This is a genomic window from Flavobacterium sp. N2820, from assembly GCF_025947285.1.
Lineage (GTDB): Bacteria > Bacteroidota > Bacteroidia > Flavobacteriales > Flavobacteriaceae > Flavobacterium.
Map to the genome: position 1 here is coordinate 1 of NZ_CP110008.1, position 24,209 is coordinate 24,209.

The following is a 24,209-nucleotide window of genomic DNA, read 5'->3' on the forward strand; positions in this document are numbered from 1 at the left end:
GACTGTCAAGCCGGGAAAAAAAGCGTTATAAATCTTTTCTTAACGATACGTTTTTTAAACGCTTTTTAAACAACCCTCGTTAAAGGCTTTTAAACAGTTGCACAAGAACAAAGGCTACAAACCTGAAGACCTGAAAAACGAAAAAAGCATACCAAAACCTAATCAAGGGAACAGTATGATATTTTAACATTTAGGAATCAAGGACAACGATATGCCCGAGCAAATGAAAAAGGCTTTACAAAGCGATGCTTTTTTGTTTGGAGGTTTAAAAGCCCAATGCCGCAACTTTTTGAAGCTTCGCAGTTGCTATTAAAATGAGGACGGAACAATTAAGCCGTACAAAGAATTAGCGAGCGAGTTCGACAGATTAAACGTGTTGTATAATCAAACGTACTTGGAGGCAGAATACCAGTTTGCAATTAACATCGTCGGAAATGGCTGCCAAATGGTCTGAGTAGGAACTTCGGAGCGTTACAACATTACAGTATAGAACAGCGAGCGATGACCGTGTGCGTGATAGCCACAAAGCATTGCACGATATTACGTTTACCCAAAGAAGACGCTTTTGGAATAGCTTTTATCCTACCAAATGGTTGGCGTTGTCGATGCACAGCTGTGGAGGTTCTAAAAGATAAAGTACGAGGCGAGCGAATCGGATAAGCTCAATTAAAGCGGGAGAGAAGCGACAACCGCAAATTGGAAAGGACGGCAAAAACCGACTTGAGATTTTTTAGATTTAACCCGGGCAAAAGAACAAAAGTTAATGCCGCCAAAACATCCATACACATAAAGTAGCTGGAGCAAGTAAATTGAAAGATGGAAAATAACGACTTTACTAAAAATATTCTCTCTGATATTCGAGTGGACTTAACGGAAGAGTTTGACCGAAACTTTGAACGCGAAAGGATTTTTTACAAACAAATGGCGAGGTACAAAACTTTAACCTAATAGACGTGGCTCTTTAATGGTTCGCTCTGGGAACTGCGTCGCTCAATTAGAAGTAGCAAAGTTCAAACGATATAAACTGGAGTAGTTCTTTGCTTATGCATCTATAAATAACGACGGCGGAGAAATTGAAGTAACTGAAAAAATGAAACGCTTTTTTTGGGCAATGTATTACAAAGCTTCAGGAGCGTCCAAAAGGAAAAGGAGAACGTGCGCAACGTTTTGTCTGCAGAGCGCAACAATGGAAAAAACTTAGCACTTCAGAAAGTTGGTGCTAAATGAAAATAGAGCAACGACAGTTTATTGGCGACCATCCAATCGTTAGGCAAATGAGTTGAAGGTCGATATTGTGTGACTCTAATGTACAAGAATTATTAAAGATTATAATTTTTAACCACATGAAAAAATAATGCAAAGATATTATACAAAGCTATACAGAACAAAGTTGCCGAAGTAACGGCGCTTTAAATATGTAGACGAGGATCCGGGACAATTAGACGACTACAGTCCAAACCCGCCCGCACAGTTTTCCTTGTGCGCTTATTGATATGCTAGTTTAGTTTTTGAAAAAACATAAGTCGTGATAATAGTGCTACTACCCCGTTAATAGACAAAACGCTGCAGGATAGTATAACCATTACAATTGCGAACCAAACCTAAAATTATCAAACACTAAGTAGTAGAGCACCGCAAGGTCAAAAGGATAATGCGTGGTCGGTTTTTGGTCTTCTTGATGATGTGCATAAAAAAGTGCACGGATGGAAAACCTACGGCAACATACTGGGGCATAATGAGAAAAAGCCACAAACGAGTGCGCCGTGATGATGGAATATACAGGAGTATCAAATTGCTTTACGAGCATAAGCTCGGCAAATATTATAGTCGGCGAAATAGTCTTACTTGTGCTTTTGAATGGCAAGTTGTTGGTTTCCATTTCTTCCAGTTCTCTAAGTAGCTTATTTATTGGGCGTCACCAAAGAACCTCGTATAAAGTAGTGCGCGGAAATTGGGCGTAAACAGGTAAATGTACTTCACTAAGAATTTTAGTCGTAGGCACGTACGCGGATGAGTCCCTTAACTGAATCCTGATACAATTCTTTAATTTTTTTGCTATCGGAGTAAGCTTATTCTTTTGAATACCAATTGCTCTATTGTTGTTCCCTACATGACATATAGCAAAAGTAAGAAAATATTATCACACAAAAAACCCGACGACAATCAGTCGGGTTTTATAATTTATTAAAAATAAAAGTCTCAATGTTTTGTTTTAATTCTTTAAATTATAATACTTCTAAACATAGGTTTGTCTGGTCTTTTTTCTTTTCAGTAAGTTGTGGGCCATCTTTTTACTGATTCTTTTCTAAAAGTCAACTCTTAAATTAAATTAATCCACTATAAATTTTTCTCATTTCTTCTGTACTTTTTGAAAAATCAATATCAAACCTCACAGCCATTTCTATCTGCTTATATGTTAGCCGTTTTAGAGCTCCATTTAATAAGATTTTTAAAATACTGTAGGTTTCTTCATTTCGGACCTATTTTATACTTGAGCCTCTTTATTCACTCGGTATTGTGTGTCGGTTGCTGGTAAATGTTTGGGTTCCAGAAAGGTTTAAGGTTTGCTCCCGTACTTGCTTACATCATAAAATGTATATCCGCTTTCAGTAGCCTTTCCAAACTACCAATAAGCCTCCACTTTGCTTTTTCTCAGGGTGTAAACTCTTGTTCTTTTCCTCTTCGGTCATTGATGCGGGAGTATAAACCACAACTTTAAATTTGTCCTCTCGTAAAGTTCTAATCAGTTACTTTGTAAAAGTTAAATTTATCCCCGCTGCAAGAACTGAAAATTTTTGTCAGGAGGTAAGCTTTTAATCTCTTCAACTGTATTAGATTGCACCATTGCGTTAATGGTTGCCTTCTATCTTGTGCCAAATGCCTCCAAAGGTTTATAGAGCAATAAAAGGGAAAATAATTTTTTCATGGTTGTTTTATTTTTGATTTTGTATATTATTATTGGAGGCATAGGAGAATTAGTAAATCACTTCATTTAATTTTTTAATTAGAATGTCTTGATTAATAACAAGTTTTTCAATAATATTATATGGATTTTCATTTCTAATTAAACTTTCAATAATTGCCATAGTATAGGCATTATTATTATATGTTTTATCAATAAATCCTTGAGTGAAATTGTTTATTATTTCTTCTCTTTTTTTTTGGTATTCTTCTTTAGTTAATTCCATTTTTTTTGCTTTTGACAAATATATTAAATTTCTAATAACTCTTTAATTACTTTTCCACACATACGGTCTGGGATGATATACAGATTCGTATTGTTCAAAGCCAACGTTTTTAGCAATTTGAAGTTCTTGCTTTACTTGATCCATCATTTGCTTACGTCTGTAGATGCTTTGCGTTACTTTTTCTAGTTCCTGAAAGGCTTTTTGTTGCCTCTATTTGTTGCGATGTTATCATAATTAGTATTTAAAATCTGTCCAGTGAATAATTTTACCCGAAAACTCGTCATCTTTCATTACCGAAATAAAATAATTTTCAAATTCCTCTATAGAGTCAAAGCCATCATTAATTGCAAGTATTTCTATTTCGTTTGGTGCTAGCTTTCTTCCGTTAATTGAAAGCTCAAACCCATTACCACATTGTGGTAAATATGTCATAAAAACCCTTTGAATACTCACTACAGGCAGAACTGGAGCAAAGCGAAACATATCTTTTTGACGGCAATTGATAAAGAAATCAATTTTAGTACCAACCTTCCATCGGTTTTTTTTGTCTTCTCTGATGGTGTGGAATTTTGGCTTTACTTGGTAAATATTTTCAAGTGTCCAACCATAAGTTGCATCGCTTTTTCTAGCAAATTCAACTACGCTTGTCAGAAGGTCGCCTGATGGATCTATTTCTTTTCTTAAAAGACCGTTTAATACTTTCTCTACAAAGTAGGTAGGCTTTCCGTTTAATTGTTGGCTAAATGGTAGAATCATTAATCAAAAAGTTTAGACGTTGAATCAATCATATTTTGAGCCTGTTCATCAGTAAAAGTATCAAATACTTTATCTCTGGAAATTTCATTGGTAAAACTATGGGTTTTGTTTTATACAACAACTTTTCAAGTTAAATGTAAAAATTAAACTAGGTTTGTCGTCATCTTCATTCCATGATTTTTGTAATAAAACTTGATGATTTTCTAATTCAATAATTCTGAAGCTAAATTTCTTTTTGCATGTTGATTTATTTTAATTTGTTAAATGCTCTACGGAACTACATAAGAGCGAGTGAATGAAATAATAAAGAATATCAAGGTTATTTGAATATTCGTGCCTGTGGCTTATTTGTATGCCGTATTAGTGGAAATACTGAATAGCTGTACTAGGTAACTTACCACTAAGCCAATTATCGTATTGGCAACGCTTTCTAAAATGCTGTGTTTTTTACTTTGTTTTGTCATCTTCTTTTTAGCTTGTTTAAATCCGCTTATTTTAACCCGTTTATTCGGTTCTGGAAGCGTTGGGATTGTATTAATAAATCAATTTCTTTTAGTTCGTTATCAGAGCAGTTGTCCAGGAACTGCTCTGGTTGTAATTTCAATGTGCATTACTTTGGTTACTTGTGGCATCTTTTATAAAAATTTGTTGGCACTACGTTTCTTGTTTGGCTCTGATAGTTTTTAATTGCGTAACAACTTCCCGTTAGCTCTTTAATAGCTGGATTTAATTCATCTAATGAGTTTCCGAAATCCTTAATTGCCGTTGCACCTTTTTTGAGTTCTCCAATTGCGTTACAAATGGCTTGCATTTTCTTTCTTTTAAAGTATTCTGCTCTCATTTTTTTCCAAAATGTATCAAACTTGCACGCTCGTTAATCCTGTTTGAAATAGAATAGCATTAATTCTATTTACTTTGGCTCTTAAATCTTCCTGTTCCATAGTTATTGTACTTGTTATAATCGTCCTCAAAATATCTGCGGTTGATAAATGTTGATAAATGCGCTTTTGCTATTTGTTTTCGGTATAGGTATTTGTTGTATCCTGGTATCGATGTAAAGCACTTTATTATTTCATGTTCTTTTAGCTTTTAAATGACTTCTCAGCGTCAAAACGTTTTACTTTATAGTCGTATAGGTTCCAGAGAGCATCAAAGGTTATAACGGCGGGCGATGTGGTTATTTCAAATACTTTCTTGTACTTATCTAGCTTAATCCACTTGGTTTTTATTATTTCTTCAGTTGCTGGAAAGTTGCTACTAAATAACCAAATCATTTGCTCCGTGTTTAGCTCTCCTTCCACAATTTCAAAAACCTTTAAATTGCCGTTTAAGTCGTATTTAAACAAGAACTCGAGACCTATTGTTTTGCCTTTTGCTCTGTATGTGGTTTGCAGTTCCATTACGCTAGCTTTTGATTTAGTTGATCAATTGTTTTTTGAATTTGACCTTTGATGTATGGCTCAGTCGCATACTGAATTTGGTCAATTAATAATAATTCTAACATATCCGCTTCATGATGTTTAAGTGAAAGTTTGACTTTCTTTTTTGTGAAAACAAAGATGTTTTACCTTTTAAGCTACATACTTTACTATCAACTTTTGCAACAACATCAAGGGCAATTGATAAAGTAGACTTTTCTCTTCTTGTGTGAGATTTACTGTTATAAACTGGCTGTAAGGCTCCCGCAATTATTATATATGTTTCTGCCAATAGGGATAGTTCTACTTTCATTTAGTTTGCTTTTTTTGGTGTCGACATATTCATCAACTTGGGTTTGTAGCTGTGAAAGTGTCATTGTGTGAATCTTTTTTATTTGGTCGTTAATTCTTAGCATTTCCTCCATTAACTTTGGTTTGTTTCTGAAGGGCAAAAGGGCAAATAATCCTCGTAGGATTTGTATTGCTCCAGTAGTCGGTTACGTTTGGTTATGTTGTTCATCATAATTGATTTTACATGCACAATTTTTACAGTTTCCTTTGCAATTGTTGGTTGCCTTTTTAATTGGTTTGTCTTTTAAGAGTAAAAACATTAAACTTGAAACGCCAAAGCATAAAAGGCTTATGTGTTGAAGCGTGCAAATAAACTGGAGTGCAACTCCAAGTGTAAAAATGATTATTGCGGTTATTAAAAAAATGGTTCTTATCATTACATTAGTTTTATTAGTGTTTCAATATCGGCAAGTGTGATAATTTTGCCTTTTAGTTGCTCTCCGTTAAACTCCAAGTAGGCGTTTTTACTTTATTATTATTGTCAAACTCGTAGGTAATGTCTAACTCGCAGTCGTTTTTTTTAATTTGCCACCATCGGTAATATTCGTTGTTGTCTAACTTATCTCCTTTGAGTTCTTTAAATCCTAACTCAACGATTTTCATAATTGATAAAAGGTGCATTTTCATCTGCATTCTGTTTAGGTTCTGTTAGTGGTTCGTTACAATCGGCACAAACTTCGATAGTGGTTTCGCAAGTGGCGAAGGATTCTAAAACCTGAGTTAATGTATTTGGATGTTTACACTCTTCAGTAATTTTATAGGAAGTTGCCCGTGTAAAAAGTTCCTTTGCGCTGCACCATTTCTCGCATTGGTTTGGATCTGTGCAATCGCATTTATCGGGGTCATTTGCAGCCGAAATGAATAAACATCCCATTATAAAAGTGAATATCCCGAATAGTGCCAATAAAATGAATATTATTATAAAAAACTTTTCCATACTACTTATATACTGATTTAACGATTCCTTTAAATGCTTTGATAATCTTTTCTAGCTCTTCGGGTTCCATAGTCTTTAAAGGCTTTTTAACTGGCGATTTATTACTCTTTAAAAAGGCATCTAAGCGTTCCAAGTCTGGAACCTCTCCGTGGCGTTCGTGTGGCTTTACCCACTGCGCCTGTCTCATTAATGAAAGAACTGTTCTGTGCTTTGGGTTGTTATTGTCAAAAATTGCCCAGTTTTCTGCCTTGTGTGGCTTTTGTCCTATTTGAACGAGAATTTTGTTTGCCTCTTCAAAAGTTAAGTCGTTTGTGGAGGTTTTTTTTACGTCTTTTGTTGCCCATTGCACAAACTCTTCTTTGATGTCCTTGTTTGCCGTATTTATGGCAATGGCTCGCTTTTGTTCTTTAGTTGCGTTCATAAGCCTGTATTACTTGAAAGGTTAAAAAGTGAAAGCCATTAATCATATAACCGTTTTTAGTGTACAAATTAGAAAAGGACAGCACTAAAGGTTGACATCGTTTGTATTTTTCGTTCAGCTCTTGTGCTTTGGCTCTGATTTCGTTTTGTAATTTGATTAACTCTTTTGCCTTTACTAAAGTTCCCTGAAGGCTTTTTAAGTAAGCCATAAATTCCTCTTGGAGTTTGTTTTTTGTTTGGGTGGCGTGCCCAGTGTAAACAAAGTAATGCGTTGCGTTCATAGTTGTTTGTTTTTAAACGGCGGAGTGTTGCGGTTCCCAATTTTTATGATGTTTGTTTTTTTATCATTTGCAAGCTCCGCCGTTGGTTATTATTTTACTCTTTAGTTGAATTAACAAGTGATTCATCTTGCTCCTGATTATAGATTCCTATAAAAACTATAATCCAAACTATTACACATAAAGTTCCATAAATACCAATTAGCCAACTTGGTGCATTGAAATAGTACAATAGGAAAGCGTGTAACATAGTTGGAGTAAGAGGCAATTTAATGCTGTAATACTTTCTAGGTATTATTTTTTGAGTTCTCATTGTTGTTTGATTTTTAAAGTTTTGTTCCCGAGACAGGATTCGAACCTGTACGATAGTCGTATTCCACGATTGCAAGGAATTGAACCTTCCACTATCTCGCCCTACCAGTGGGCTAGCGTCTACCAATTTCGCCACTCGGGAGACCAATTAACCAACTAAACTTTCTTATTGCCGTAGAAGCGCTGGTTGTCTTCTGCGAGCTTATTGTGTCTTCTGAAGGTTACGAATTCCTCTTCGGTTAACTCTTCACGGGAAATCCAGTTGTTATTGGAATCTTTGTACACGTTTTTGCCGTTTACTTCATATTCCTCGCCCTTTCTTATTTCTCTAATTTGAACTGCCATCTTCTTTATCTTCTTTACTGAAAAAATCGAACTTATAACCCTCTGCAAAATCAACACTTGAAATATTCAAAGGAATTGGTGTCTTTTTACCCTCTTCTATAAGGCAAGCCTCAATATACCACGATGAGCGAACAGGCTTAAATGCTTTTGATATGATTTCCACTCCATCTGAGAACTCAGGGTTGTTAAATTTTTGGGTTAACTTTTGAAGCTCCAGCACTCGGTTACTTTTTAAGTTTCCGTTGGCATCTTTTTTCAATAAATCAAAAACCATTTCTACAAGTGCTGCAGTGTCTGTGTCCTTTGCTAACGATGTGATAAAGTTTTTAACTTTTTCAACTCCTGCGTGTGCCGTGTCGTCCCAACCATCGTTCACTCGGTAACCAATAGTAATTTGAGATGTATCCGTTGAAAAGGTGTGCGAGCGTTGTTTTTCTTTTAATTCGTACACCTCATTTTTAAGTGAAAGAATGTTTTCAAAAAATTCAAAGGTTTCCTTTTTGGCAACTGATAGAATTTCGGAAGCGTGGCACAATCTAAAAATTGCTTTTGGAACAGTCTCTGCAACTAAAGCTTTGTAAGCCTCACGTTGTTCGTTTTTGTGGTTTTTCTTTTTTGCCAATGCGTCTAATAGTTCCTGCTCTGTTAATTGGCTTACGTCGATTGGTTTTTCTAATGTTTCTGTGCTCATTTCTGTTAAAATTTGTGGTTCGATTACTTCGATGTTATTAATTAAATTCATTACTTTAATTTTTTTAGTTTGTTCTCTATGCTTTCTGGAACATTGTATACGAAAACTTCCTTAAGTTTTTTTTCAGAAAACAAGTACTTTCTTCTATCTAGAAGCGATGCAATTTCCTGATTGATACAAATTCGCTCTCCTGGAGTAAAAATTGTTTTCTTTAGTTCTGTATCTATTACAAGGGCATCCTGTAGTTCCTCAATACGTTGGCTGATTTCTTCTAAATGCATCTTATTGTTTTTTTTGTTGTTCCTTTAATTCTCTAAGGTCGCTTTCTACGCATGTTCTAAACGGGTTATCGTGGTTGTGCTTTAGCCATTCCTCTAACTCCGTTATTCGTTCGCTGAGTGTTTTTATTTTCTGTGGCATACTAGTTTTGATTTAATGCTGTGAAAACTGGAACTCCGTTGCTTCTTATGCTTTTAGAACCAGAACATTTTAAACTATCCAGTAAAGCTGTTGGCTTAATACTAAACAATCGATATGTTGTTTCTTTGTAGCAATTTTTTAGGTCTTGTGTTGATATTGTAGGAGAGCCAACATATCTATCTGTTAAGTTGTGAAACTCCTCTTCGCACTTTAATAACTCGATGATAAACCATTTGTTTACCATTGCATTTGCGAGTACGGTTTGATATTGTTTGTGATTTATGGTAACGCTTTCGCACCAACGAGAGTAAATCCCAAAAATCATTAATTCGTATTGGTCCTGGTCTAAATTTAATTTTGCTAAGGTTGTCATGATGTTGTTATTGTTTTAAATTGAAATCGTATTGAGCAGCACCTTCCGCCCAGATAATGTATGGTTCTTTATCTCCTCCAAGTCGACTTAAACACATCGCCTTGTAACCTTCTACTCGTATTTTGATGTCAGCATCATATTTTACGAAGTTTGCCAATGCTCCCTTTGGGTTTTTTCCGTCAGCGTGGCTAATGAAAATGAATAACTTGTTTGGGAACTCCTCTTTTAAACTTTGATATTCTTTTTTTGTCATTCCAGTGTACTGGATGGAGTCAATAAAAATTATATCAGGTGATTTCTTTTTGCGTAGCCTTTCTTTTAAGTTGTCAATGTTTTCTCGATTTCCAATTACGAACTTTCGAGCTACTTCTTTCATGTTGTTATTTATAACTGCCGTTTGAAATGATTTACGAGCTCCCTCTTCCAGTGTGTTATAAAATACTTTTCCTGACATTGTTAGCTCTTTAGCAAGTTGAAGCGAAAAGGCTGTTTTTCCGTTAAAGGATTCGCCCCAAACAATCCAAACGCCTGAGCATTCGGGGCTGCCTAATAACTTGCCAAAAAAAGGCGACAATTGTAATTCTTTGAACTTCATTTTCTCTATTTCGTCAACCGAAATGGCTCTTTTAATCTTGCTCATTTACCTTTCGATTTTTGTAAGCGTGAATAGAACGTTTAACTCTTCTTAAATCTCCGTCGCACTCGTTAAAGATTTGTTTTATTGCTTTTGTTTCTTCCACTCCGTTTGCCATACATATTTGCGCAACGTCTGTGGCATTAACACCTCTTAACTCGATGAACTTTCTACCTATACGTGAGTTAATTTCTTTGTATCCTTTTCGGTTTAACTTGATGCCTTTTTGGATTCGTTTAGATAAATGATCCGTTGCACAAAGAATGATTCCGCAGTGGTCTTCTAATCGGTTGTAAAGTGTGATAAAGAAGTAAAGCACTGTATCTGGTAATTTGTCCGCCTCGTCTAAAATGATAAGCGGATTTTCAGAAGATTTTAATTTCTTAACAATTTCATTCATCATCTCGGCAACTGTGTACCCTGTATAGTCAACACCCATCGCCGTTAATAATTGCACTAAGAACTCTTTACGGTTCCAATATTCTGCACAGCTCAATAAATAGGCGTTTTTGTGGTCTTGTATGTAAAGGTCAAAGGACTTAGACTTACCAGAACCAGCATCGCCAGTCATTGCAAAAACGTTGGCGTTTTCTTGAGCATCTGTTAAAAGCTTTGTGATTAGTTTGTAGTCTGTAGTTTCAACAAAAGACCAAGTTTTTGCACTGGCACCTATTTGGCTTGCGATATTTCTCCACATTGCCTCAGAGATGTTGTCCCAGTTATCGTTCATAATTTGTGAAAGCAATGCAGATGATACTCCAGCTAAAGAGTTTGCCGCTTTGTTTTGGCTTCCTTTCTGCGCGATGAAAGTTCTAAGACTTTCCTGAACTTGTTTTTTAAAATCTGTTGTCATACTTTTGTTTTAGTTTAGTTATTAATTCGGACTGCAATCCGTGTTTTTTACATAATGTTGTAGATGTCTACGTCTCCGTTTTCGTCTAGTAAAACCGCTTCGCTCACTTTCTTTTGATAGGTACCGATTGCGGTTTTTTGCTTTTTAGCTCTAGAGCTTTCAATTCCTGCAAGTGCTGGCTCATTCAATCCGTAGTCTGCATTTCGTCTGCCTTCTTGCTCTAAAATCTCTTCGACTTTATCTCGGTTAGCTATTCTAATTTCTTTTAGCTTATCGCCAACTGTTTTAAAGTAACCCGCTTCAAACTCTTCCTGTTCTTGTTTCGCTCTATGTAGCACAACTTTGGTTTCGGCTTCTTTAACCAGTCTTAAACCTAGAGGCGTTTTTTCGTAAAGCATAATCAAACTCATGTCGTCTGGATCAAACTTGATTGTGAACTTTTTATTGATGTTCTCATTTAACCACTGTAAGTCTGGCGTTCTATCTCCGTTGTACACCATATAGTCAAATTGTACATTTTTCTCTTTGAAGGTTATGCCTCCAGATGTACAGGTAACTTGTTTTTCTCTTTCAATCCAAAAGAAGTCTACCATTTGAAGTGGCGATACTTGAGGTGTGTCAGGGTTTTCAGAGTTATAGTACATTTCCAATCTTGACACTCCTGTTTTTGGATTTGGTGCCGAGTTCCATTGCTCACGACACTTTGTATAAATTGACATTATTTCGCTTAGCGTTGGTAAGTTGTGAATGTTGGCTCCAATCATTTCCGAGTTTTGACGGCTCGAAACTTTTTTCGCTGTAATGTTTTGTCCTGTAAAGAACCAGTACTGCGCTAAATATTGTTGTTGGAATCTACCAAATGCACTTTCAATTGTTTTAGACTTACCGTTATATGGTTGCGTTTTGATTGCTAAATGTGAAATCTTATTTAAGAAATTACCACTTTCTAATTTTTTGTGTCCGCCCTGGTTATCAAATGAAATTTGGTAAGGTTTAACTCCCGCCGTTTTCATTGCCATTTTATAAGCGTGGTATTGTGCTTGGTAATCTTCCGTTTTTGAAATATGGTAACCCAAGAAAACCTCAGAGTAAGCATCCATAACTTCATACACTTGCATTGTAGCCGTTTTGCCGTTTTCGTCTTGGTAGTAGAAGTTTAGTTTTGTACCATCTGAATACCAAAGTGAATCTCTCATTGATGGAAGAGCCGTTTTGTGGTGATACGTAAACTTTTCTTTTGCTTTTAGCTCTCCGTAACGGTAACCATACCACAAGTATTCTAAAGGCGATAAGTAATTGATCAGTGACTGTTCCGTTTTCAGTTCCTTCCATCCACGCTCTTGTGCCTCTTGGTTATACTCACGTAGTAATTGATTGAAGCTCGTACACTTTTGCACTCTATCGCACCAACGTGCAAATATCCAACGACCTGCCTCCTCATTAATTTTCTCGGCGTTTTTAGAGCAAAAGTTTTTGTGTATTAAAACTGTGTAACCATCGTTTAAATACTGATTAAGCTTGTCTTTAAGTCTTCTATGGTTAGTTGGTAACGTATGCGGATAAGTGTGCTTTGGAAGTTCAGAAACAACCTCTGCAATTTTTTGCCAAACGTTTAATTTTGCTCCAGCTAATGCTTTGCGTTGCATTGCTTTGTTTTGATAAATAGTGTTGATTGCGTTTAAGATGTTCGCATTAGTGCAATACTCTTTGATATTCTTTTCAGGAAGTGCCTCGCCAGAATCTAACGTGTAATTTTTAAAGAACTCGTAGGCTTTTTGGTCTTGCTCGATATAATCAATAAATGAAATCGTGGTAACCTTTGCGTAAGGGTCGCCCGCTATTTCAATTACTTTATTTTTTATATCTGTTCTCATTGTGTTAAATTCGATTAATGCTTTTCTTCCGTTTCCGCCTGTTTGTAGTTTTATAATGTGACCTCTTGAACAGAGCTGCTTATAATTTGGCTCGCTGACTATTCCAGAGGATGTAAGCCAACTGGCTTGCACACATAAAACTCTATTTTCAAAATATTCAAACATGGTTTATCCTTTTTGTTCTAAAATTTCCAACATTTTTTTTGCGTCTTCAACTATTGACTTAGCTATGTCCGTATTTTGTTCTCTTTCTCCTTTTAAAACAAGTCTTACATAAGCATCTGTGCATTGATACTTAGAGGCTAATGCAGATTTATTTATTAATTTTCTTTGCTTTGATGTAAATTCTGTCATAATATTTAGTAGCTTTGTTTTGAAATCTGAAACAAATATCGAAAGTTCTTTCGAATTAAAAAAATAAATTCGAATATTTTTTCGATATTTTTTTCTAATTGCCTATTTATGAGTATAATAAATGATAAAATTAACCAGATAGCCATCCAGTACTACAAAGGAAACAACTCTTTGTTCGCTGATGCTATGGGAACAAGTGAGGCAAACATTAGAAATTACAGGAAATCAACAACCCCTAAACTTGATTTTATATTGAAAATTAAAGAAGTCCTCGAAATAAGTTTCGACTATTTGTTACAAGATGATCACGTGCCTAATAATGTTCTTTTAGAGCCTAAAGCCGTTTATAAATTAAAGACCGACAAAACAATTGATTCCCAGAAGGTACCATTGTATGATATTGAGGCAACTGCAGGAGTGGTTGGACTATTTAAAAACGATAATGGAAATAAAAAGCCTATCGATTTTATTTCAATACCTAATCTTCCAAAATGTGATGGCGCTATTTATGTAACTGGAGATAGTATGTATCCGCTTTTAAAAAGTGGTGACATCATTATGTATAAAGAGCTCAATAATAGTATAGAAAGCATATTTTTTGGAGAAATGTATTTGCTTTCAATAAATTTAGAAGGTGAGGAATATGTAACCGTAAAATGGATCCATAAATCAGAAAAGGGAGAAGAGTATATTAAGATTGTTTCTCAGAACTCACATCATCAGCCAAAAGACGTGCATTTAAACTCAATAAAGGCACTTGCGCTAATAAAGGCATCTATTAGAATCAACTCAATGAGCTGATTTTTATATAAAATTTACTCAAATAACACTTAAACCTCTGATAATTAGCGGTTTTTGTTGTTTTTATATGTTTTAATAAAGGCAATAAGTATTACTTTAAACTTGTTTTTGAATACTTTCATCTTGTTTTTTTGTAATACATATCTTTTAAAAGTTAATTTTTTTTATTGTTTTGTAACTGCAACTGTAACCCCAACTGTAACCGCAAATCAAAAATTTAATAAAATGAATTGTTTTTGTTGTTCTTTTGATTCCAACTTTTAAAAGCCAATTAAATAGTTGTTAATTGGTGTTTAAACAGCAAAAAAAGAGCCTTATTTATCAATAAAATAAGGCTTTTTTGTATGTTTGTACCGTAGAGTAGTAGTAAAGCGTTTAAATGCGTTTAAAATGCTTTTGTGAATGGAACTAAAATAGTAGTAGATAGAGTACTAATGCACGTTTTATTTTATTGCACATTTTGACCTTTTTTGGTCTGATAGCCTTATTTTATTAGACTTTTCGACCTTTTTTATATTATTTATTTATGTACAATTTATTTTATAGCCCTTAATTTCGTATTACAAGAGAAAAGAAGTAAACTAAATGTAGCTAAAAGGGCAATTTTTATTTTTAACATGTTCTATGATTTTTTAATTAATATTAATTTGTTTTTTTATTGATAGTGAAATAAGCAAATGCAACAAAGATTATGGTTACAACAATTCTAAAAATCATTGCTCCAATTGTTTTGGTTTCATGCACTCCGTCTGTGTAGATATAAATAATAAAGCAAATAAATGCATTTATGAGAATTAGTGCCGAAATTCCTAAAATAGTTGATGTCCAATTTTTGTTTTTAAGAAAGCCATAACTTGCTACTAAATAGATTATGCTACTGATGAAATTTGCCCAAACTATGAACAAAACATAATTTCCTTCTTTGGCTCTAATTCCAAATAAGTCAAAAATTACTGAAGCACTCAAAAACAAGGTTAGCAAACCAAAAGCAGCTAACAGAATTGCTATGCTATATGATATTAAATTTTTCATTGTTTATTTATTTCTACCATTTCCTATCCCTTGTACATTTTTATGCTTTTGTTGAAAATTGTCTTCAAACCATTCTGGAGTTTCAATTTCATTATCATAAATGTAAGATGCAATTTTTGTTAAATCATCTTCTTTAAAATCTTGTTTTGGCATAGCTGTAAACTTATCAACAGCTCCAATCATCAAAGCATTTTCTGTTTTCGGATCAATGGCATAAGCAACAATAGCTTTTACAAAATCTTCTTTAGAATCATACTCTTTCATATATCTACGTTTTACAGCTACCATTGGAGGAGCAATAATTTCATCATGAGATTTTGTTGTAACACTATGACAAGCGTAACATTTTTGCTGAAATAATTCAAATGCTTTATTGTCAGTAGTTAAATTGCTTTCGTTTATTTGAATTGATGACGTTTTGTTATTACAACTTGAAATAAAAAAATATGTAATTACGATTATTATAAGATTTGCTTTCATATTTTTTCTATATAATTTTTAAAATTAGGTGTTTTTAAAAAATTAATTGTTAATGATATAAACTTAAAACTAACTATTAAGTTGTTATTTTATCCACATTTCTGCTGGCATTCCGATTTTTAGACTGCCATCATTTTTTACTTTTACCTTTACTGCATAAACGAGATTTACTCGTTCTTCTTTTGTTTGAATAATTTTAGGAGTAAACTCTGCCGAAGATGCAATCCATGAAATGTTTCCTTGGTATGATTTCATATCTTTTTCAGCATCAATTTTTACCAATACATTTTGTCCAACTTTTATTTTTGACAACTGTGTTTCGCTTACATAGATTCGCAAAGTCATTTCAGAAATATCAGCTATCTTGTATAGTGGTTTTCCAAATGCTGTTATTTCGCCTGGTTCAGCATACTTAGTCAAAACAGTTCCATTAATAGGATTAATAATTTTACTTTTTGCTATTTGGTCATTGATTTTAGCAATTTGTACATCTATCGATTTTAAGTCATTTAAAATAGGTGCATTTTGAGTTCCGACACTTTTTATTTGCTCTTTGATAACTTTTACCTTTCCATCAATTTCATCTACTTGTCGTTTAGTTGCAGCATTTTCAGCATACATATTACGGATTCGGTTTTTCTCTAAATTAGCTGTTTTTAATTGTTCATGTAAGACGCTTTTTTGAGATATTACATTTGCGGATTTTGACGATACGGTGTTTTTAGAGGCAATTAATTGTTGTTTCGCAAAATGTAATTGTAATGTATCAACTAATCCTACTTGTAATTGAGATTTTAATTCATCTCCTTCTTCGACTTTTAAAAACTCTATTTTACCGTTAGCTTCTGAAGAAATAGTTATTTCAGTTGCTTCAAAATTCCCATAACCGTCAGCTTTGTCGTTATTTTTGTTACAAGAAATTAACCCTATCGTTGCTAAAATTATTATGCTTATTTTTTTCATTTTTTAATTTTTTCGGATACTATTTTATTTTCCTTTAATTATTTCGTAATTTGATTTAGCTGCTGCTAATTGAACTTCATGCGTTTTCAAAATATTTTTTGCTTCAAATAAATTGGTTAATTCTATAAGATATTCAGACGATGTTATCACACCATTTTTTAATTGAGTATCCGAGGATTTAATAATTTTTTCACGTATTTGAATTATTTCAGTATCAGAAAGGAGCAGTTGTTCTAATTTTTTAATTTCAAAATCTTGCTCTTCTAATTGTATTTTGTTATTTAATTCAAATGTTTCTTTCTCAGATGTTACTATTTCTTTAGATATATCTAATGCTTTTTTATCTGTTTTGGTTTTGCCCCAATCAAAAATATTCCAATTCGCTTTTAAGCCAACAACATAAAATGTTTGAAAAGAATTGTCTAACATGTTTAATCCGGGATTACCATAACCAGCTTGACCAAAAGCATTTATTTTTGGAAGATTTGATTTAGATAGTACACTTTTCGAGAACTCTAATTGCTGATGTTGTAAATCATAAAAAGCAATTTCAGGTCTTGTTATATTAGTGCTATTTGAATATGAAACTGGTTGTATTAAAATTGTTTCGGTATCAATATCTGAAAAAGTTAATTCTGAAAGGTTATTTAATAATTTGATGTTTTCAAATTTAATTTCTGTTAACTGCTGGTTTATTTTAATAATTTCTGCTTCTAAAACCTGTTCTGATGATGGAAGAATTGCTCCAAATTTGACTCCTGATTTCACTTCCTTAACTTTTGAAGTTAATAACTCTTTTTTTGAAGATAGTAGTGCCTTTTTTTCTTGAAGTAATAGAACAGAAAAGAAATATTGATTAATTCGAGTTTTTATTTGATATAAGTTAACTTCAATTAGTTGCTGTTGTGTTTTGGTTTGTGCTTCTTTTAATTTAGTATTTGCATCAATTATTCCACCATTGTATACTAATTGATTTACATCTAAAGTTGCTCTATATTGATCTTTATTCAAAGATTGAACTCCTTGCAGAGAAGAAGGTAATCCTATCACTTCAGATTGATAAGTTGCTTGTGCGTTTATATCGATTTTTGGTAATTTTCCTTTGCTTAATGCTTCAATTTCATAACTTGATTTTTGTTCTATTAATCCTGTTTGTTTTGATAAAGGATAATTTTTTGTAGCTAATGTGTAACAATCTTCCAAGGTTAAAGTCTGTTGTGCATTTGTATATATTGATATAAACAATACTATCAGTATGATTAACTTAGCTTTCATAATTTATATTTTTATTGAATTAATGATAAACTCTGCCACTTCCGTTTTTCTATTTTCTAGTAGTATATTGTAGCTTTCTTTATCTACATTAACAAGCGCCATTAATAGAGGTTCTCCGATGAAAGGAAAAATGTTTAAAGAGATAATATTAATAAATAACTGTTCGGCTTCGATTGGTTTAATGATTCCTTGATTTATGGCATCACTTACTTGAAGTTTAAATTTTTCAATGGAAGGAAAATTTTTTTCAGAGCGTAGTTTTTGGACAAATTCGGGATTTTTATTTAATTCTTGTATTACAAAATTTGGCAAATAGGGATGTTTGATCACAAACGAAACATAATTTTCAGTGAACTTTCGTATTTTTTCAAATAAGTCACTATCATCATTTAGCACTTTATTTAATTGCGGTGCTAAAAGTGAAAAAGCACTTTTGAAAACGGCTTCAAATAATAATTGTTTGCTTCTATAATAATAATGCAACAATGCTTTATTAATTTTTGCTTTATCTGCTATTTCTTGCATTCTTGCACCTGACATCCCTTTTTGCTGAAATATTTCTTTTGCAGCTATTAATATTTCAGTTTCTGTATTTTCAGTTTTAATTTTATCCATATTGTTTAATTATATAGTTTAACCATTTGGTTAACAAATGTAATTATTTATTTTTAGAATAATCTTTTTTAGTTTTTTTTTAACTTTTTGTCAAACATGACTTTTGTCATATTAAAGGATGTTTTTGTCTTTTAAATTTGTTTCATAAAACAGTAATAAAAAACTGTTTATAACCAAAAAAAAACTAAAACTTTTATCATGAGTAATCTTATTAAAAAATCTATTGTTGTATTTGTAGCTTGTATCACAATTATTGCATGTAAACAGAACAACGACAAAAATTCTAACTATGCTGATATTTCAGTTGGTGATGAAATGATTGCAGAATTAACAGCTCCTCCATTTGTACCCAAGCCAGTTGGAGATCGTTCTGCAAAAAAATTAATAGTAAACATGGAAATTAAAGAAATCGAAGGTGAAATGGCTGACGGTGTAAAATATGTTTACTGGACTTTTGGAGGCAGCGTACCAGGAAGTTTCATTAGAACAAGGGTGGGTGACGAAGTAGAATTTACATTAAAAAATCACCCAGACAACAAATTGCCTCACAACATCGATTTACATGCGGTTACAGGACCTGGCGGAGGAGCTGCTTCTTCATTAGTAGCACCAGGCCATGAAAAAACATTTAACTTTAAATGTATTAATCCTGGATTGTATGTGTACCATTGTGCAACAGCTCCAGTGGGAATGCACATTGCTAACGGAATGTATGGTTTAATTTTGGTGGAACCGGAAGGTGGTCTACCTCCAGTTGACAAAGAATACTACGTAATGCAAGGTGATTTTTATACGAAAGGTAAATATGGAGAACCAGGAATGCAACCTTTTGACATGACAAAAGCAGTAGATGAGCATGCAGATTACGTAGTCTTTAACGGAAAAGTAGGTGCTTTAACAGGTGATAAAGCTTTAACCGCTAAAGTAGGAGAAACAGTTAGAATTTACATGGGTAATGGTGGTCCAAACTTAGTTTCATCCTTTCATGTTATTGGTGAAATTTTTGATAAAGTACATATAGAAGGTGGTGACATGATCAACAAAAATGTGCAAACTACTTTAATTCCTGCTGGTGGTTCAGCTATTGTAGAGTTTAAAGTGGATGTTCCTGGAACATTTATTTTAGTAGACCACTCTATTTTTAGAGCATTCAATAAAGGAGCCTTAGGAATGTTAAAAGTTGAAGGTGCCGAAAATTCTAAAATTTATTCAGGAACAACTCAAGAGGGAATTTATCATCCAGAAGGAGGTACTATTCAAAATATGCCAAAATCCGGAAAAGGAAATGACGTTGTGATGAATAAAACACTTGCACAACAAATGACAGATGGTAAAAACATTTATTCAAGAACTTGTTTTGCATGTCACCAATCAGAAGGTCAAGGTATCCCATCTGCTTTCCCTCCTTTAGCTAAATCTGATTTCTTAAATGCTGACTCAAATAGAGCGATAAATGCAGTACTTCATGGGTTAAGTGGCGAAATTACAGTTAATGGTAAAAAATTTAATTCCGTAATGACAAGTCAAAACCTTACGGATCAAGAAATTTCAGATGTTTTAACTTATGTATACAACAGTTGGGGAAATAACAAAATGAAAGTTTCTCCAGAAATGGTTAAGACACAGAGAGCAAAACCAGCTCCAAAGACTAATAATGACATACATTAATACAAAAATTAAATAATGGAAACTCAATTTATTAAACGATTTCACCACTGCCTAATTTTATTATTTTGGGTTTCCATTTCTTTTTCTCAGGCGCCTGAAGATATGGTAACTATAGGTGCTGGAAGTTACGTTCCTTTATATGGAACAGCAGATAAAAAACCAGTTAAAATTCAATCTTTCTTCTTAGATGTTTATCCTGTTACAAATCAAGATTATTTAGAGTTTACTAAATTAAATCCAAATTATAGAAAGTCTAAAATTAAACGATTATTTGCTAATACTACTTATTTATATGAATGGAGTGGAGATTTGAGTTTTGGGAATTTAAATTCAAATGCACCAGTTACAAATGTGTCTTGGTTTGCAGCAAAAGAATATTGTGAATGTCAAGGTAAAAGACTACCAACATTAGACGAATGGGAATATGTTGCCATGGCTGACGAAAGAAGAAAAGATGCCAGAACTAAAGAAGAGTTCAATAAGTATATTTTGAGTTGGTACGAGAAAAATAAAACGTATAATAATTCAGTAGGAAAAACATTCAAAAATTATTGGGGTGTTTACGATATACATGGATTAGTTTGGGAATGGACTTTCGATTTTAACAGTATTTTTTTATCAGGCGAATCTAGAAAAGATAAAGATACTGATAAAGATTTATTCTGTGGAAGCGGTTCTGTCAATGCAACCGATTTAATGAATTATGCCGCTTTTATGCGCTATGCTTTTAGAGCCAGTATAAAAGCGAATTATACTACAAAAAATTTAGGCTTCAGATGTGCCAAAAACATTTCTGATTGAGTTTTCAATTAAAAAAATAAGTTATGAAAAAAATGATTTTACTAGTAATTGCCTCTCTTTTTATTTTAGGATGCAATTCAAAAGAAGAAAAACAAGATATAAAAGATAAACCTATAACCGATTTGTCAATTTATAATTTGCCTGAAAAATGGACAAATCAAGACGGAAAAGATATTGAACTCAAAGAATTAAGAGGAAAAGTATTAGTTATGGTGATGATTTATACTTCATGCAAATCAGCTTGCCCAAGATTAGTAGCTGATATGCGAAATATTGAATCTAAAATTCCAAAAGAATACAAAGATAAAGTTCAATTGGTTTTAGTAAGTATTGACCCAATAGTTGACACTCCAAAACGTTTGAAAGAATTCTCTATCGAAAATAAAATGACAGGAAATCAATGGGTTTTCTTGCGTTCAAATGAAGAAAATACCAGAGAATTCGCTGCAGTTTTGGCAGTAAATTATAAAAAAATATCTCCAATAGATTTTTCACATTCCAATATCATAAGTGTATTTAATGCGGAAGGGGAATTGGCATTCCAACAAGAAGGCTTGGGAGTCAGTTACGATAAAACGGTTTCAAAAATCAAAGATGAAGCAGCTAAAATAGAGTAGCAGTAGCTTTCCGCAAAATCCAATAAAACATGAAACTTCAAAATAAAATTCTAGTTGCACTTGCTTTTGCAATTTCGACAGTAGGCTCTTTTGCTCAACAGTTAGATGTCAACCTACAAATTAGACCTCGATTTGAATACCGAAACGGATTCAAAGAATTAATGAAAGATGAGTTATATCCAACTTCGTTTGTTTCCCAACGTTCGCGTGTGAATTTTTTCTACAAACAAGAGAAATTTAAAGCCAATTTATCCTTTCAAAACGTTAGAGTTTGGGGGGATGTGGCTACAACTTCTTCATCAGATAAAAACGGAGTAGCATTATTTGAATCTTGGATTTCGTATGATTTCAATACGAATTGGACAGCTAAATTTGGTCGGCAAGTTCTTTCATATGACAATCAAAGAATCATGGGAGGAATCGACTGGTTACAACAAGGTCAAAGTCATGATGCAGTTTTAGTTACCAATAAGAAAAATAACTATCAATTGGATTTCGGTGTAGCGTTGAATAACAACAACGAAGCTTTTTATGAATCCGCTTATGTTACGAATTATAAAAACATGCAGTTTATTTGGTTCAACCAAAAATTTTCAAAACTTAGTTTAAGCTTTTTAGCACTGAATAACGGCTATCAATATGAAAATTTGACTAAAAATAGATTTCAAGTAGCCTATTTGCAAACTCTTGGAACTTATGGAAAATGGAATGTTTCAAAATTCTATGGTGATTTCGGTTTGTATGCTCAAACAGGTGAAGCTGCTGTAACTAATGATAAGGTAGATATTTGTGCGTATTATGCGGGATTTAATTTAGGATACAAATTCACAGCTCTATTTAAAGGCGAATTAGGCTTCGAATATTTATCAGGTAAAGATCAAAATGATACCGATATTAGAGTAAAATCATTTACACCATTATTTGGAACCAATCACGGCTTCAATGGTTTAATGGATTATTTCTACGTCGGAAATCATAAAAATTCCGTTGGATTACAAGATTTTTATACCAAATTCATTTACGACAAGAACAGATGGCAAGTAACGTTATCTCCTCACTTATTTTATAGTACGGCATCAGTTTACAACATGACAACTTTAGAAAAACAAGACAATTATTTAGGAACTGAAATTGATGTAACAGTATCTTATAAAGTGGATAAAAACTTTGTGATTACAGGTGGCGTTTCTGAAATGTATGCTAGTAATACTATGGAAGTCTTAAAAAGAGGGAATAACAGTAATTGCAACAATTGGGCATGGGTAATCGTATCATTTAATCCACAATTGTTTACATATAAAAAATAGGTTGATTAATTATAAATGGGTTATTTTTAATTAAAAAAGGACTGCTAAAATACATTAGCAGTCCTTTTACTTTAAAAAGAGTCGCTCTGTTTGGCAAAACGACTCCGTTTAAAGAACCTAATTAACTAATAAAACTTATTTTGTAAAACAATGGCACTCGGAAATAAAATATTATTTTCTAAATGAATGTGCGTATGTAAATCCGCTTCAAATTCTTGTAACATTTGAAATGTTACTTTGTAAGTGTTGCATGCTTCAGCAGGGGGAGTGTAATTGTTTGATAATTCCACAATTTTTTCAAATCGTTCACCTTCATTTTCATGTTCCTCCATCATCATAGCAATTGGGTTAGTTACCGAACCAAATCCTGGATTGCTTATTGCCTGATTATTTCTATTGGCTTCTACCATCTTTTTAACAAATGGAAACAAAATTAATTCTTCTTTTTTCATATGTTGTGTTAACTCATCTGCGCTTCTTTTGAATAATTTTTTAATCTCGAAAAGCTCTGGATGTTTTTCACCATGTACTTGCTCTAGCTTGATTAAGAACGAAAGTAATTGTGGGATTTTCTCTTCTACATAACGGTGGTGCTTTTTCTCAATATAATCAATTAGTAAATCCAATTCCCAAGATTTAAAATCTATAATTTGATTGTTATTGTTTAAAGTAGCCCTTTCTAATTCTTCTAAAAGTAAAAATTTATCAATTCCTTTTTTCGTACATACCTCGTCAATAGTTCGGTTTCCTTTACAACAAAAATCGATACCTCGTTGACTAAAAACACTTGCAGTTCTATAATCGTCTGCCACTATTGTTCCTATTGTTTTGTTTGAATCTATAACCATAATACAGTATTTAATTAATAAGAGACAAAATTATCCTTAATTAATATTTTATTATATGATTCTAATCATATTTTATGTTTTTTATTGTTGGTTATTTTGCCATACATTAAAGGATAAAAACATCTTTTATTATAAATTATTTTTAACTAATATCTAAAATATGTTATCAAAATCACAAGCACGAACATTTTTTTTAGGTGGAACAGTAGTTACTTTTTTAGTTTTTATTGGTTTAACTATCTATTCGTTTATGCCTAAAAATGATCAAACTTATCATGATAAGATTGATGCAAAAGTTATTCGGGGTAAAGAAATTTGGGAATCGAATAATTGTATGGGTTGTCATACCATACTTGGTGAAGGTGCGTATTATGCTCCTGAATTAACAAAAGTTATAGAAAGAAGAGGAGAAGGCTATGTAAAAGCCGTTTTACAATCTCCTGTTCCTTGGGGGCCAAAAGGCAGAAAAATGGTTAAATACGAAATGAATGATGCCGATGCAGAAGCAATGGTTGCTTACTTTAAATGGATTGGCAACATTGATTTGAATGGTTTTGATCGAGTGGTTTCTCCTTTAGCTAAAGACAAAAAATAATCC

The 24,209-nt window shown here is 33.1% G+C and carries 30 protein-coding genes and 1 tRNA gene; 6 read left to right on the forward strand and 25 right to left on the reverse strand.

Annotated elements, in window-relative coordinates; all coding sequences use genetic code 11:
- Window positions 1–2,975 precede the first annotated feature (2,975 nt).
- The 19 genes from OLM52_RS00005 to OLM52_RS00095 form a co-directional block, all read right to left on the reverse strand.
- A complete protein-coding gene (locus OLM52_RS00005) occupies window positions 2,976–3,188 on the reverse strand; it encodes a hypothetical protein (RefSeq protein ID WP_264549128.1) in 213 nt (70 codons plus the stop codon).
- A 234-nt stretch (window positions 3,189–3,422) separates the two neighbouring features.
- A complete protein-coding gene (locus OLM52_RS00010) occupies window positions 3,423–3,944 on the reverse strand; it encodes a hypothetical protein (protein ID WP_264548005.1) in 522 nt (173 codons plus the stop codon).
- Window positions 3,945–4,563: 619 nt separating this feature from the next.
- Window positions 4,564–4,785, reverse strand: coding sequence for a hypothetical protein (locus tag OLM52_RS00015; RefSeq protein ID WP_264549129.1), 222 nt, complete (start codon window positions 4,783–4,785; stop codon window positions 4,564–4,566).
- Window positions 4,786–5,026: 241 nt separating this feature from the next.
- The gene (locus tag OLM52_RS00020) at window positions 5,027–5,344 is read right to left on the reverse strand and encodes a hypothetical protein (protein ID WP_264549130.1); all 318 of its coding nucleotides are present in this window, start codon (window positions 5,342–5,344) and stop codon (window positions 5,027–5,029) included.
- A 97-nt stretch (window positions 5,345–5,441) separates the two neighbouring features.
- Entirely contained in the window at window positions 5,442–5,675 is a 234-nt protein-coding gene (locus OLM52_RS00025) for a hypothetical protein (protein WP_264549131.1), read from the reverse strand.
- Window positions 5,676–6,142: 467 nt separating this feature from the next.
- Window positions 6,143–6,316, reverse strand: coding sequence for a hypothetical protein (locus OLM52_RS00030; protein WP_264549132.1), 174 nt, complete (start codon window positions 6,314–6,316; stop codon window positions 6,143–6,145).
- Window positions 6,303–6,587: a hypothetical protein gene (locus OLM52_RS00035; protein ID WP_264549133.1), complete on the reverse strand. Its 285-nt coding sequence runs from the start codon at window positions 6,585–6,587 to the stop codon at window positions 6,303–6,305. Before OLM52_RS00035 ends, OLM52_RS00030 begins: the two co-directional genes overlap by 14 nt.
- 64 nt (window positions 6,588–6,651) lie before the next feature.
- Window positions 6,652–7,071, reverse strand: a complete 420-nt coding sequence (locus OLM52_RS00040) for a hypothetical protein (RefSeq protein ID WP_264547997.1) — start codon at window positions 7,069–7,071, stop codon at window positions 6,652–6,654.
- The gene (locus OLM52_RS00045; protein WP_264547996.1) at window positions 7,058–7,351 is read right to left on the reverse strand and encodes a hypothetical protein; all 294 of its coding nucleotides are present in this window, start codon (window positions 7,349–7,351) and stop codon (window positions 7,058–7,060) included. The genes OLM52_RS00040 and OLM52_RS00045 overlap by 14 nt, the downstream gene beginning before the upstream one ends.
- A 94-nt stretch (window positions 7,352–7,445) precedes the next feature.
- A complete protein-coding gene (locus OLM52_RS00050; protein ID WP_264547995.1) occupies window positions 7,446–7,661 on the reverse strand; it encodes a hypothetical protein in 216 nt (71 codons plus the stop codon).
- A 24-nt stretch (window positions 7,662–7,685) separates the two neighbouring features.
- A tRNA-OTHER gene (locus OLM52_RS00055) sits at window positions 7,686–7,802 on the reverse strand.
- 14 nt (window positions 7,803–7,816) lie between these two features.
- Window positions 7,817–8,005 (reverse strand): hypothetical protein, encoded by a 189-nt coding sequence (locus OLM52_RS00060; protein ID WP_264547994.1) that lies wholly within the window; start codon window positions 8,003–8,005, stop codon window positions 7,817–7,819.
- Window positions 7,989–8,747: a DUF3164 family protein gene (locus OLM52_RS00065; RefSeq protein ID WP_264547993.1), complete on the reverse strand. Its 759-nt coding sequence runs from the start codon at window positions 8,745–8,747 to the stop codon at window positions 7,989–7,991. Before OLM52_RS00065 ends, OLM52_RS00060 begins: the two co-directional genes overlap by 17 nt.
- Window positions 8,747–8,977, reverse strand: a complete 231-nt coding sequence (locus OLM52_RS00070; protein WP_264547992.1) for a hypothetical protein — start codon at window positions 8,975–8,977, stop codon at window positions 8,747–8,749. Before OLM52_RS00070 ends, OLM52_RS00065 begins: the two co-directional genes overlap by 1 nt.
- A gap of 140 nt (window positions 8,978–9,117) precedes the next feature.
- The gene (locus OLM52_RS00075) at window positions 9,118–9,489 is read right to left on the reverse strand and encodes a hypothetical protein (protein WP_264547991.1); all 372 of its coding nucleotides are present in this window, start codon (window positions 9,487–9,489) and stop codon (window positions 9,118–9,120) included.
- Window positions 9,490–9,496: 7 nt separating this feature from the next.
- Window positions 9,497–10,129 (reverse strand): ATP-binding protein, encoded by a 633-nt coding sequence (locus tag OLM52_RS00080; protein WP_264547990.1) that lies wholly within the window; start codon window positions 10,127–10,129, stop codon window positions 9,497–9,499.
- Window positions 10,116–10,976: an ATP-binding protein gene (locus OLM52_RS00085; protein ID WP_264547989.1), complete on the reverse strand. Its 861-nt coding sequence runs from the start codon at window positions 10,974–10,976 to the stop codon at window positions 10,116–10,118. Before OLM52_RS00085 ends, OLM52_RS00080 begins: the two co-directional genes overlap by 14 nt.
- A gap of 47 nt (window positions 10,977–11,023) precedes the next feature.
- The gene (locus OLM52_RS00090; protein WP_264547988.1) at window positions 11,024–13,015 is read right to left on the reverse strand and encodes a hypothetical protein; all 1,992 of its coding nucleotides are present in this window, start codon (window positions 13,013–13,015) and stop codon (window positions 11,024–11,026) included.
- A gap of 3 nt (window positions 13,016–13,018) precedes the next feature.
- The gene (locus tag OLM52_RS00095; protein ID WP_264547987.1) at window positions 13,019–13,204 is read right to left on the reverse strand and encodes a hypothetical protein; all 186 of its coding nucleotides are present in this window, start codon (window positions 13,202–13,204) and stop codon (window positions 13,019–13,021) included.
- 108 nt (window positions 13,205–13,312) lie between these two features.
- Here OLM52_RS00095 and OLM52_RS00100 point away from each other — a divergent pair, with 108 nt between their 5' ends.
- Entirely contained in the window at window positions 13,313–14,005 is a 693-nt protein-coding gene (locus OLM52_RS00100) for a helix-turn-helix transcriptional regulator (protein WP_264547986.1), read from the forward strand.
- Between the two features lie 642 nt (window positions 14,006–14,647).
- Here the strand turns inward: OLM52_RS00100 and OLM52_RS00105 are convergent.
- From OLM52_RS00105 to OLM52_RS00125, 5 genes are all read right to left on the reverse strand, one after another.
- Window positions 14,648–15,037, reverse strand: coding sequence for a hypothetical protein (locus OLM52_RS00105; protein WP_264549134.1), 390 nt, complete (start codon window positions 15,035–15,037; stop codon window positions 14,648–14,650).
- Window positions 15,038–15,040: 3 nt separating this feature from the next.
- Entirely contained in the window at window positions 15,041–15,517 is a 477-nt protein-coding gene (locus OLM52_RS00110) for a cytochrome c (RefSeq protein ID WP_264549135.1), read from the reverse strand.
- Window positions 15,518–15,601: 84 nt separating this feature from the next.
- Window positions 15,602–16,480, reverse strand: coding sequence for an HlyD family secretion protein (locus OLM52_RS00115; protein WP_264549136.1), 879 nt, complete (start codon window positions 16,478–16,480; stop codon window positions 15,602–15,604).
- Window positions 16,481–16,504: 24 nt separating this feature from the next.
- On the reverse strand, window positions 16,505–17,755 hold the full coding sequence (locus OLM52_RS00120) for a TolC family protein (RefSeq protein ID WP_264549137.1): 1,251 nt from the start codon (window positions 17,753–17,755) through the stop codon (window positions 16,505–16,507).
- 3 nt (window positions 17,756–17,758) lie between these two features.
- Window positions 17,759–18,370 (reverse strand): TetR/AcrR family transcriptional regulator, encoded by a 612-nt coding sequence (locus OLM52_RS00125; protein ID WP_264549138.1) that lies wholly within the window; start codon window positions 18,368–18,370, stop codon window positions 17,759–17,761.
- A gap of 198 nt (window positions 18,371–18,568) precedes the next feature.
- On the opposite strand from OLM52_RS00125, the gene nirK reads away from it, so the two are divergent.
- Genes nirK through OLM52_RS00145 form a run of 4 tightly spaced genes read left to right on the forward strand, consistent with a single transcriptional unit; the run spans window position 18,569 to window position 22,763 of the window.
- Window positions 18,569–20,038, forward strand: coding sequence for a copper-containing nitrite reductase (nirK, locus tag OLM52_RS00130; protein WP_264549139.1), 1,470 nt, complete (start codon window positions 18,569–18,571; stop codon window positions 20,036–20,038).
- Between the two features lie 15 nt (window positions 20,039–20,053).
- The gene (locus tag OLM52_RS00135; protein WP_319800213.1) at window positions 20,054–20,839 is read left to right on the forward strand and encodes a formylglycine-generating enzyme family protein; all 786 of its coding nucleotides are present in this window, start codon (window positions 20,054–20,056) and stop codon (window positions 20,837–20,839) included.
- A 23-nt stretch (window positions 20,840–20,862) separates the two neighbouring features.
- The gene (locus OLM52_RS00140; RefSeq protein ID WP_264549140.1) at window positions 20,863–21,456 is read left to right on the forward strand and encodes an SCO family protein; all 594 of its coding nucleotides are present in this window, start codon (window positions 20,863–20,865) and stop codon (window positions 21,454–21,456) included.
- Between the two features lie 29 nt (window positions 21,457–21,485).
- On the forward strand, window positions 21,486–22,763 hold the full coding sequence (locus OLM52_RS00145) for an alginate export family protein (protein WP_264549141.1): 1,278 nt from the start codon (window positions 21,486–21,488) through the stop codon (window positions 22,761–22,763).
- 125 nt (window positions 22,764–22,888) lie between these two features.
- Here the strand turns inward: OLM52_RS00145 and ric are convergent, their stop codons facing one another.
- Window positions 22,889–23,611: an iron-sulfur cluster repair di-iron protein gene (ric, locus tag OLM52_RS00150; protein ID WP_264549142.1), complete on the reverse strand. Its 723-nt coding sequence runs from the start codon at window positions 23,609–23,611 to the stop codon at window positions 22,889–22,891.
- Between the two features lie 160 nt (window positions 23,612–23,771).
- Here ric and OLM52_RS00155 point away from each other — a divergent pair, with 160 nt between their 5' ends.
- Window positions 23,772–24,206 carry a c-type cytochrome gene (locus OLM52_RS00155; RefSeq protein ID WP_264549143.1) on the forward strand — a complete coding sequence of 145 codons (435 nt, stop codon included), beginning with the start codon at window positions 23,772–23,774 and terminating at the stop codon, window positions 24,204–24,206.
- Window positions 24,207–24,209 lie beyond the last annotated feature (3 nt).

Bases quoted from the DNA above. Each gene is read 5' to 3' on its own strand.
- OLM52_RS00005 (WP_264549128.1), bottom strand. From the start codon at position 3,188: ATGGAATTAACTAAAGAAGAATACCAAAAAAAAAGAGAAGAAATAATA.
- OLM52_RS00010 (WP_264548005.1), bottom strand. From the start codon at position 3,944: ATGATTCTACCATTTAGCCAACAATTAAACGGAAAGCCTACCTACTTT.
- OLM52_RS00015 (WP_264549129.1), bottom strand. From the start codon at position 4,785: ATGAGAGCAGAATACTTTAAAAGAAAGAAAATGCAAGCCATTTGTAAC.
- OLM52_RS00020 (WP_264549130.1), bottom strand. From the start codon at position 5,344: ATGGAACTGCAAACCACATACAGAGCAAAAGGCAAAACAATAGGTCTC.
- OLM52_RS00025 (WP_264549131.1), bottom strand. From the start codon at position 5,675: ATGAAAGTAGAACTATCCCTATTGGCAGAAACATATATAATAATTGCG.
- OLM52_RS00030 (WP_264549132.1), bottom strand. From the start codon at position 6,316: ATGAAAATCGTTGAGTTAGGATTTAAAGAACTCAAAGGAGATAAGTTA.
- OLM52_RS00035 (WP_264549133.1), bottom strand. From the start codon at position 6,587: ATGGGATGTTTATTCATTTCGGCTGCAAATGACCCCGATAAATGCGAT.
- OLM52_RS00040 (WP_264547997.1), bottom strand. From the start codon at position 7,071: ATGAACGCAACTAAAGAACAAAAGCGAGCCATTGCCATAAATACGGCA.
- OLM52_RS00045 (WP_264547996.1), bottom strand. From the start codon at position 7,351: ATGAACGCAACGCATTACTTTGTTTACACTGGGCACGCCACCCAAACA.
- OLM52_RS00050 (WP_264547995.1), bottom strand. From the start codon at position 7,661: ATGAGAACTCAAAAAATAATACCTAGAAAGTATTACAGCATTAAATTG.
- OLM52_RS00060 (WP_264547994.1), bottom strand. From the start codon at position 8,005: ATGGCAGTTCAAATTAGAGAAATAAGAAAGGGCGAGGAATATGAAGTA.
- OLM52_RS00065 (WP_264547993.1), bottom strand. From the start codon at position 8,747: ATGAATTTAATTAATAACATCGAAGTAATCGAACCACAAATTTTAACA.
- OLM52_RS00070 (WP_264547992.1), bottom strand. From the start codon at position 8,977: ATGCATTTAGAAGAAATCAGCCAACGTATTGAGGAACTACAGGATGCC.
- OLM52_RS00075 (WP_264547991.1), bottom strand. From the start codon at position 9,489: ATGACAACCTTAGCAAAATTAAATTTAGACCAGGACCAATACGAATTA.
- OLM52_RS00080 (WP_264547990.1), bottom strand. From the start codon at position 10,129: ATGAGCAAGATTAAAAGAGCCATTTCGGTTGACGAAATAGAGAAAATG.
- OLM52_RS00085 (WP_264547989.1), bottom strand. From the start codon at position 10,976: ATGACAACAGATTTTAAAAAACAAGTTCAGGAAAGTCTTAGAACTTTC.
- OLM52_RS00090 (WP_264547988.1), bottom strand. From the start codon at position 13,015: ATGTTTGAATATTTTGAAAATAGAGTTTTATGTGTGCAAGCCAGTTGG.
- OLM52_RS00095 (WP_264547987.1), bottom strand. From the start codon at position 13,204: ATGACAGAATTTACATCAAAGCAAAGAAAATTAATAAATAAATCTGCA.
- OLM52_RS00100 (WP_264547986.1), top strand. From the start codon at position 13,313: ATGAGTATAATAAATGATAAAATTAACCAGATAGCCATCCAGTACTAC.
- OLM52_RS00105 (WP_264549134.1), bottom strand. From the start codon at position 15,037: ATGAAAAATTTAATATCATATAGCATAGCAATTCTGTTAGCTGCTTTT.
- OLM52_RS00110 (WP_264549135.1), bottom strand. From the start codon at position 15,517: ATGAAAGCAAATCTTATAATAATCGTAATTACATATTTTTTTATTTCA.
- OLM52_RS00115 (WP_264549136.1), bottom strand. From the start codon at position 16,480: ATGAAAAAAATAAGCATAATAATTTTAGCAACGATAGGGTTAATTTCT.
- OLM52_RS00120 (WP_264549137.1), bottom strand. From the start codon at position 17,755: ATGAAAGCTAAGTTAATCATACTGATAGTATTGTTTATATCAATATAT.
- OLM52_RS00125 (WP_264549138.1), bottom strand. From the start codon at position 18,370: ATGGATAAAATTAAAACTGAAAATACAGAAACTGAAATATTAATAGCT.
- nirK (WP_264549139.1), top strand. From the start codon at position 18,569: ATGAGTAATCTTATTAAAAAATCTATTGTTGTATTTGTAGCTTGTATC.
- OLM52_RS00135 (WP_319800213.1), top strand. From the start codon at position 20,054: ATGGAAACTCAATTTATTAAACGATTTCACCACTGCCTAATTTTATTA.
- OLM52_RS00140 (WP_264549140.1), top strand. From the start codon at position 20,863: ATGAAAAAAATGATTTTACTAGTAATTGCCTCTCTTTTTATTTTAGGA.
- OLM52_RS00145 (WP_264549141.1), top strand. From the start codon at position 21,486: ATGAAACTTCAAAATAAAATTCTAGTTGCACTTGCTTTTGCAATTTCG.
- ric (WP_264549142.1), bottom strand. From the start codon at position 23,611: ATGGTTATAGATTCAAACAAAACAATAGGAACAATAGTGGCAGACGAT.
- OLM52_RS00155 (WP_264549143.1), top strand. From the start codon at position 23,772: ATGTTATCAAAATCACAAGCACGAACATTTTTTTTAGGTGGAACAGTA.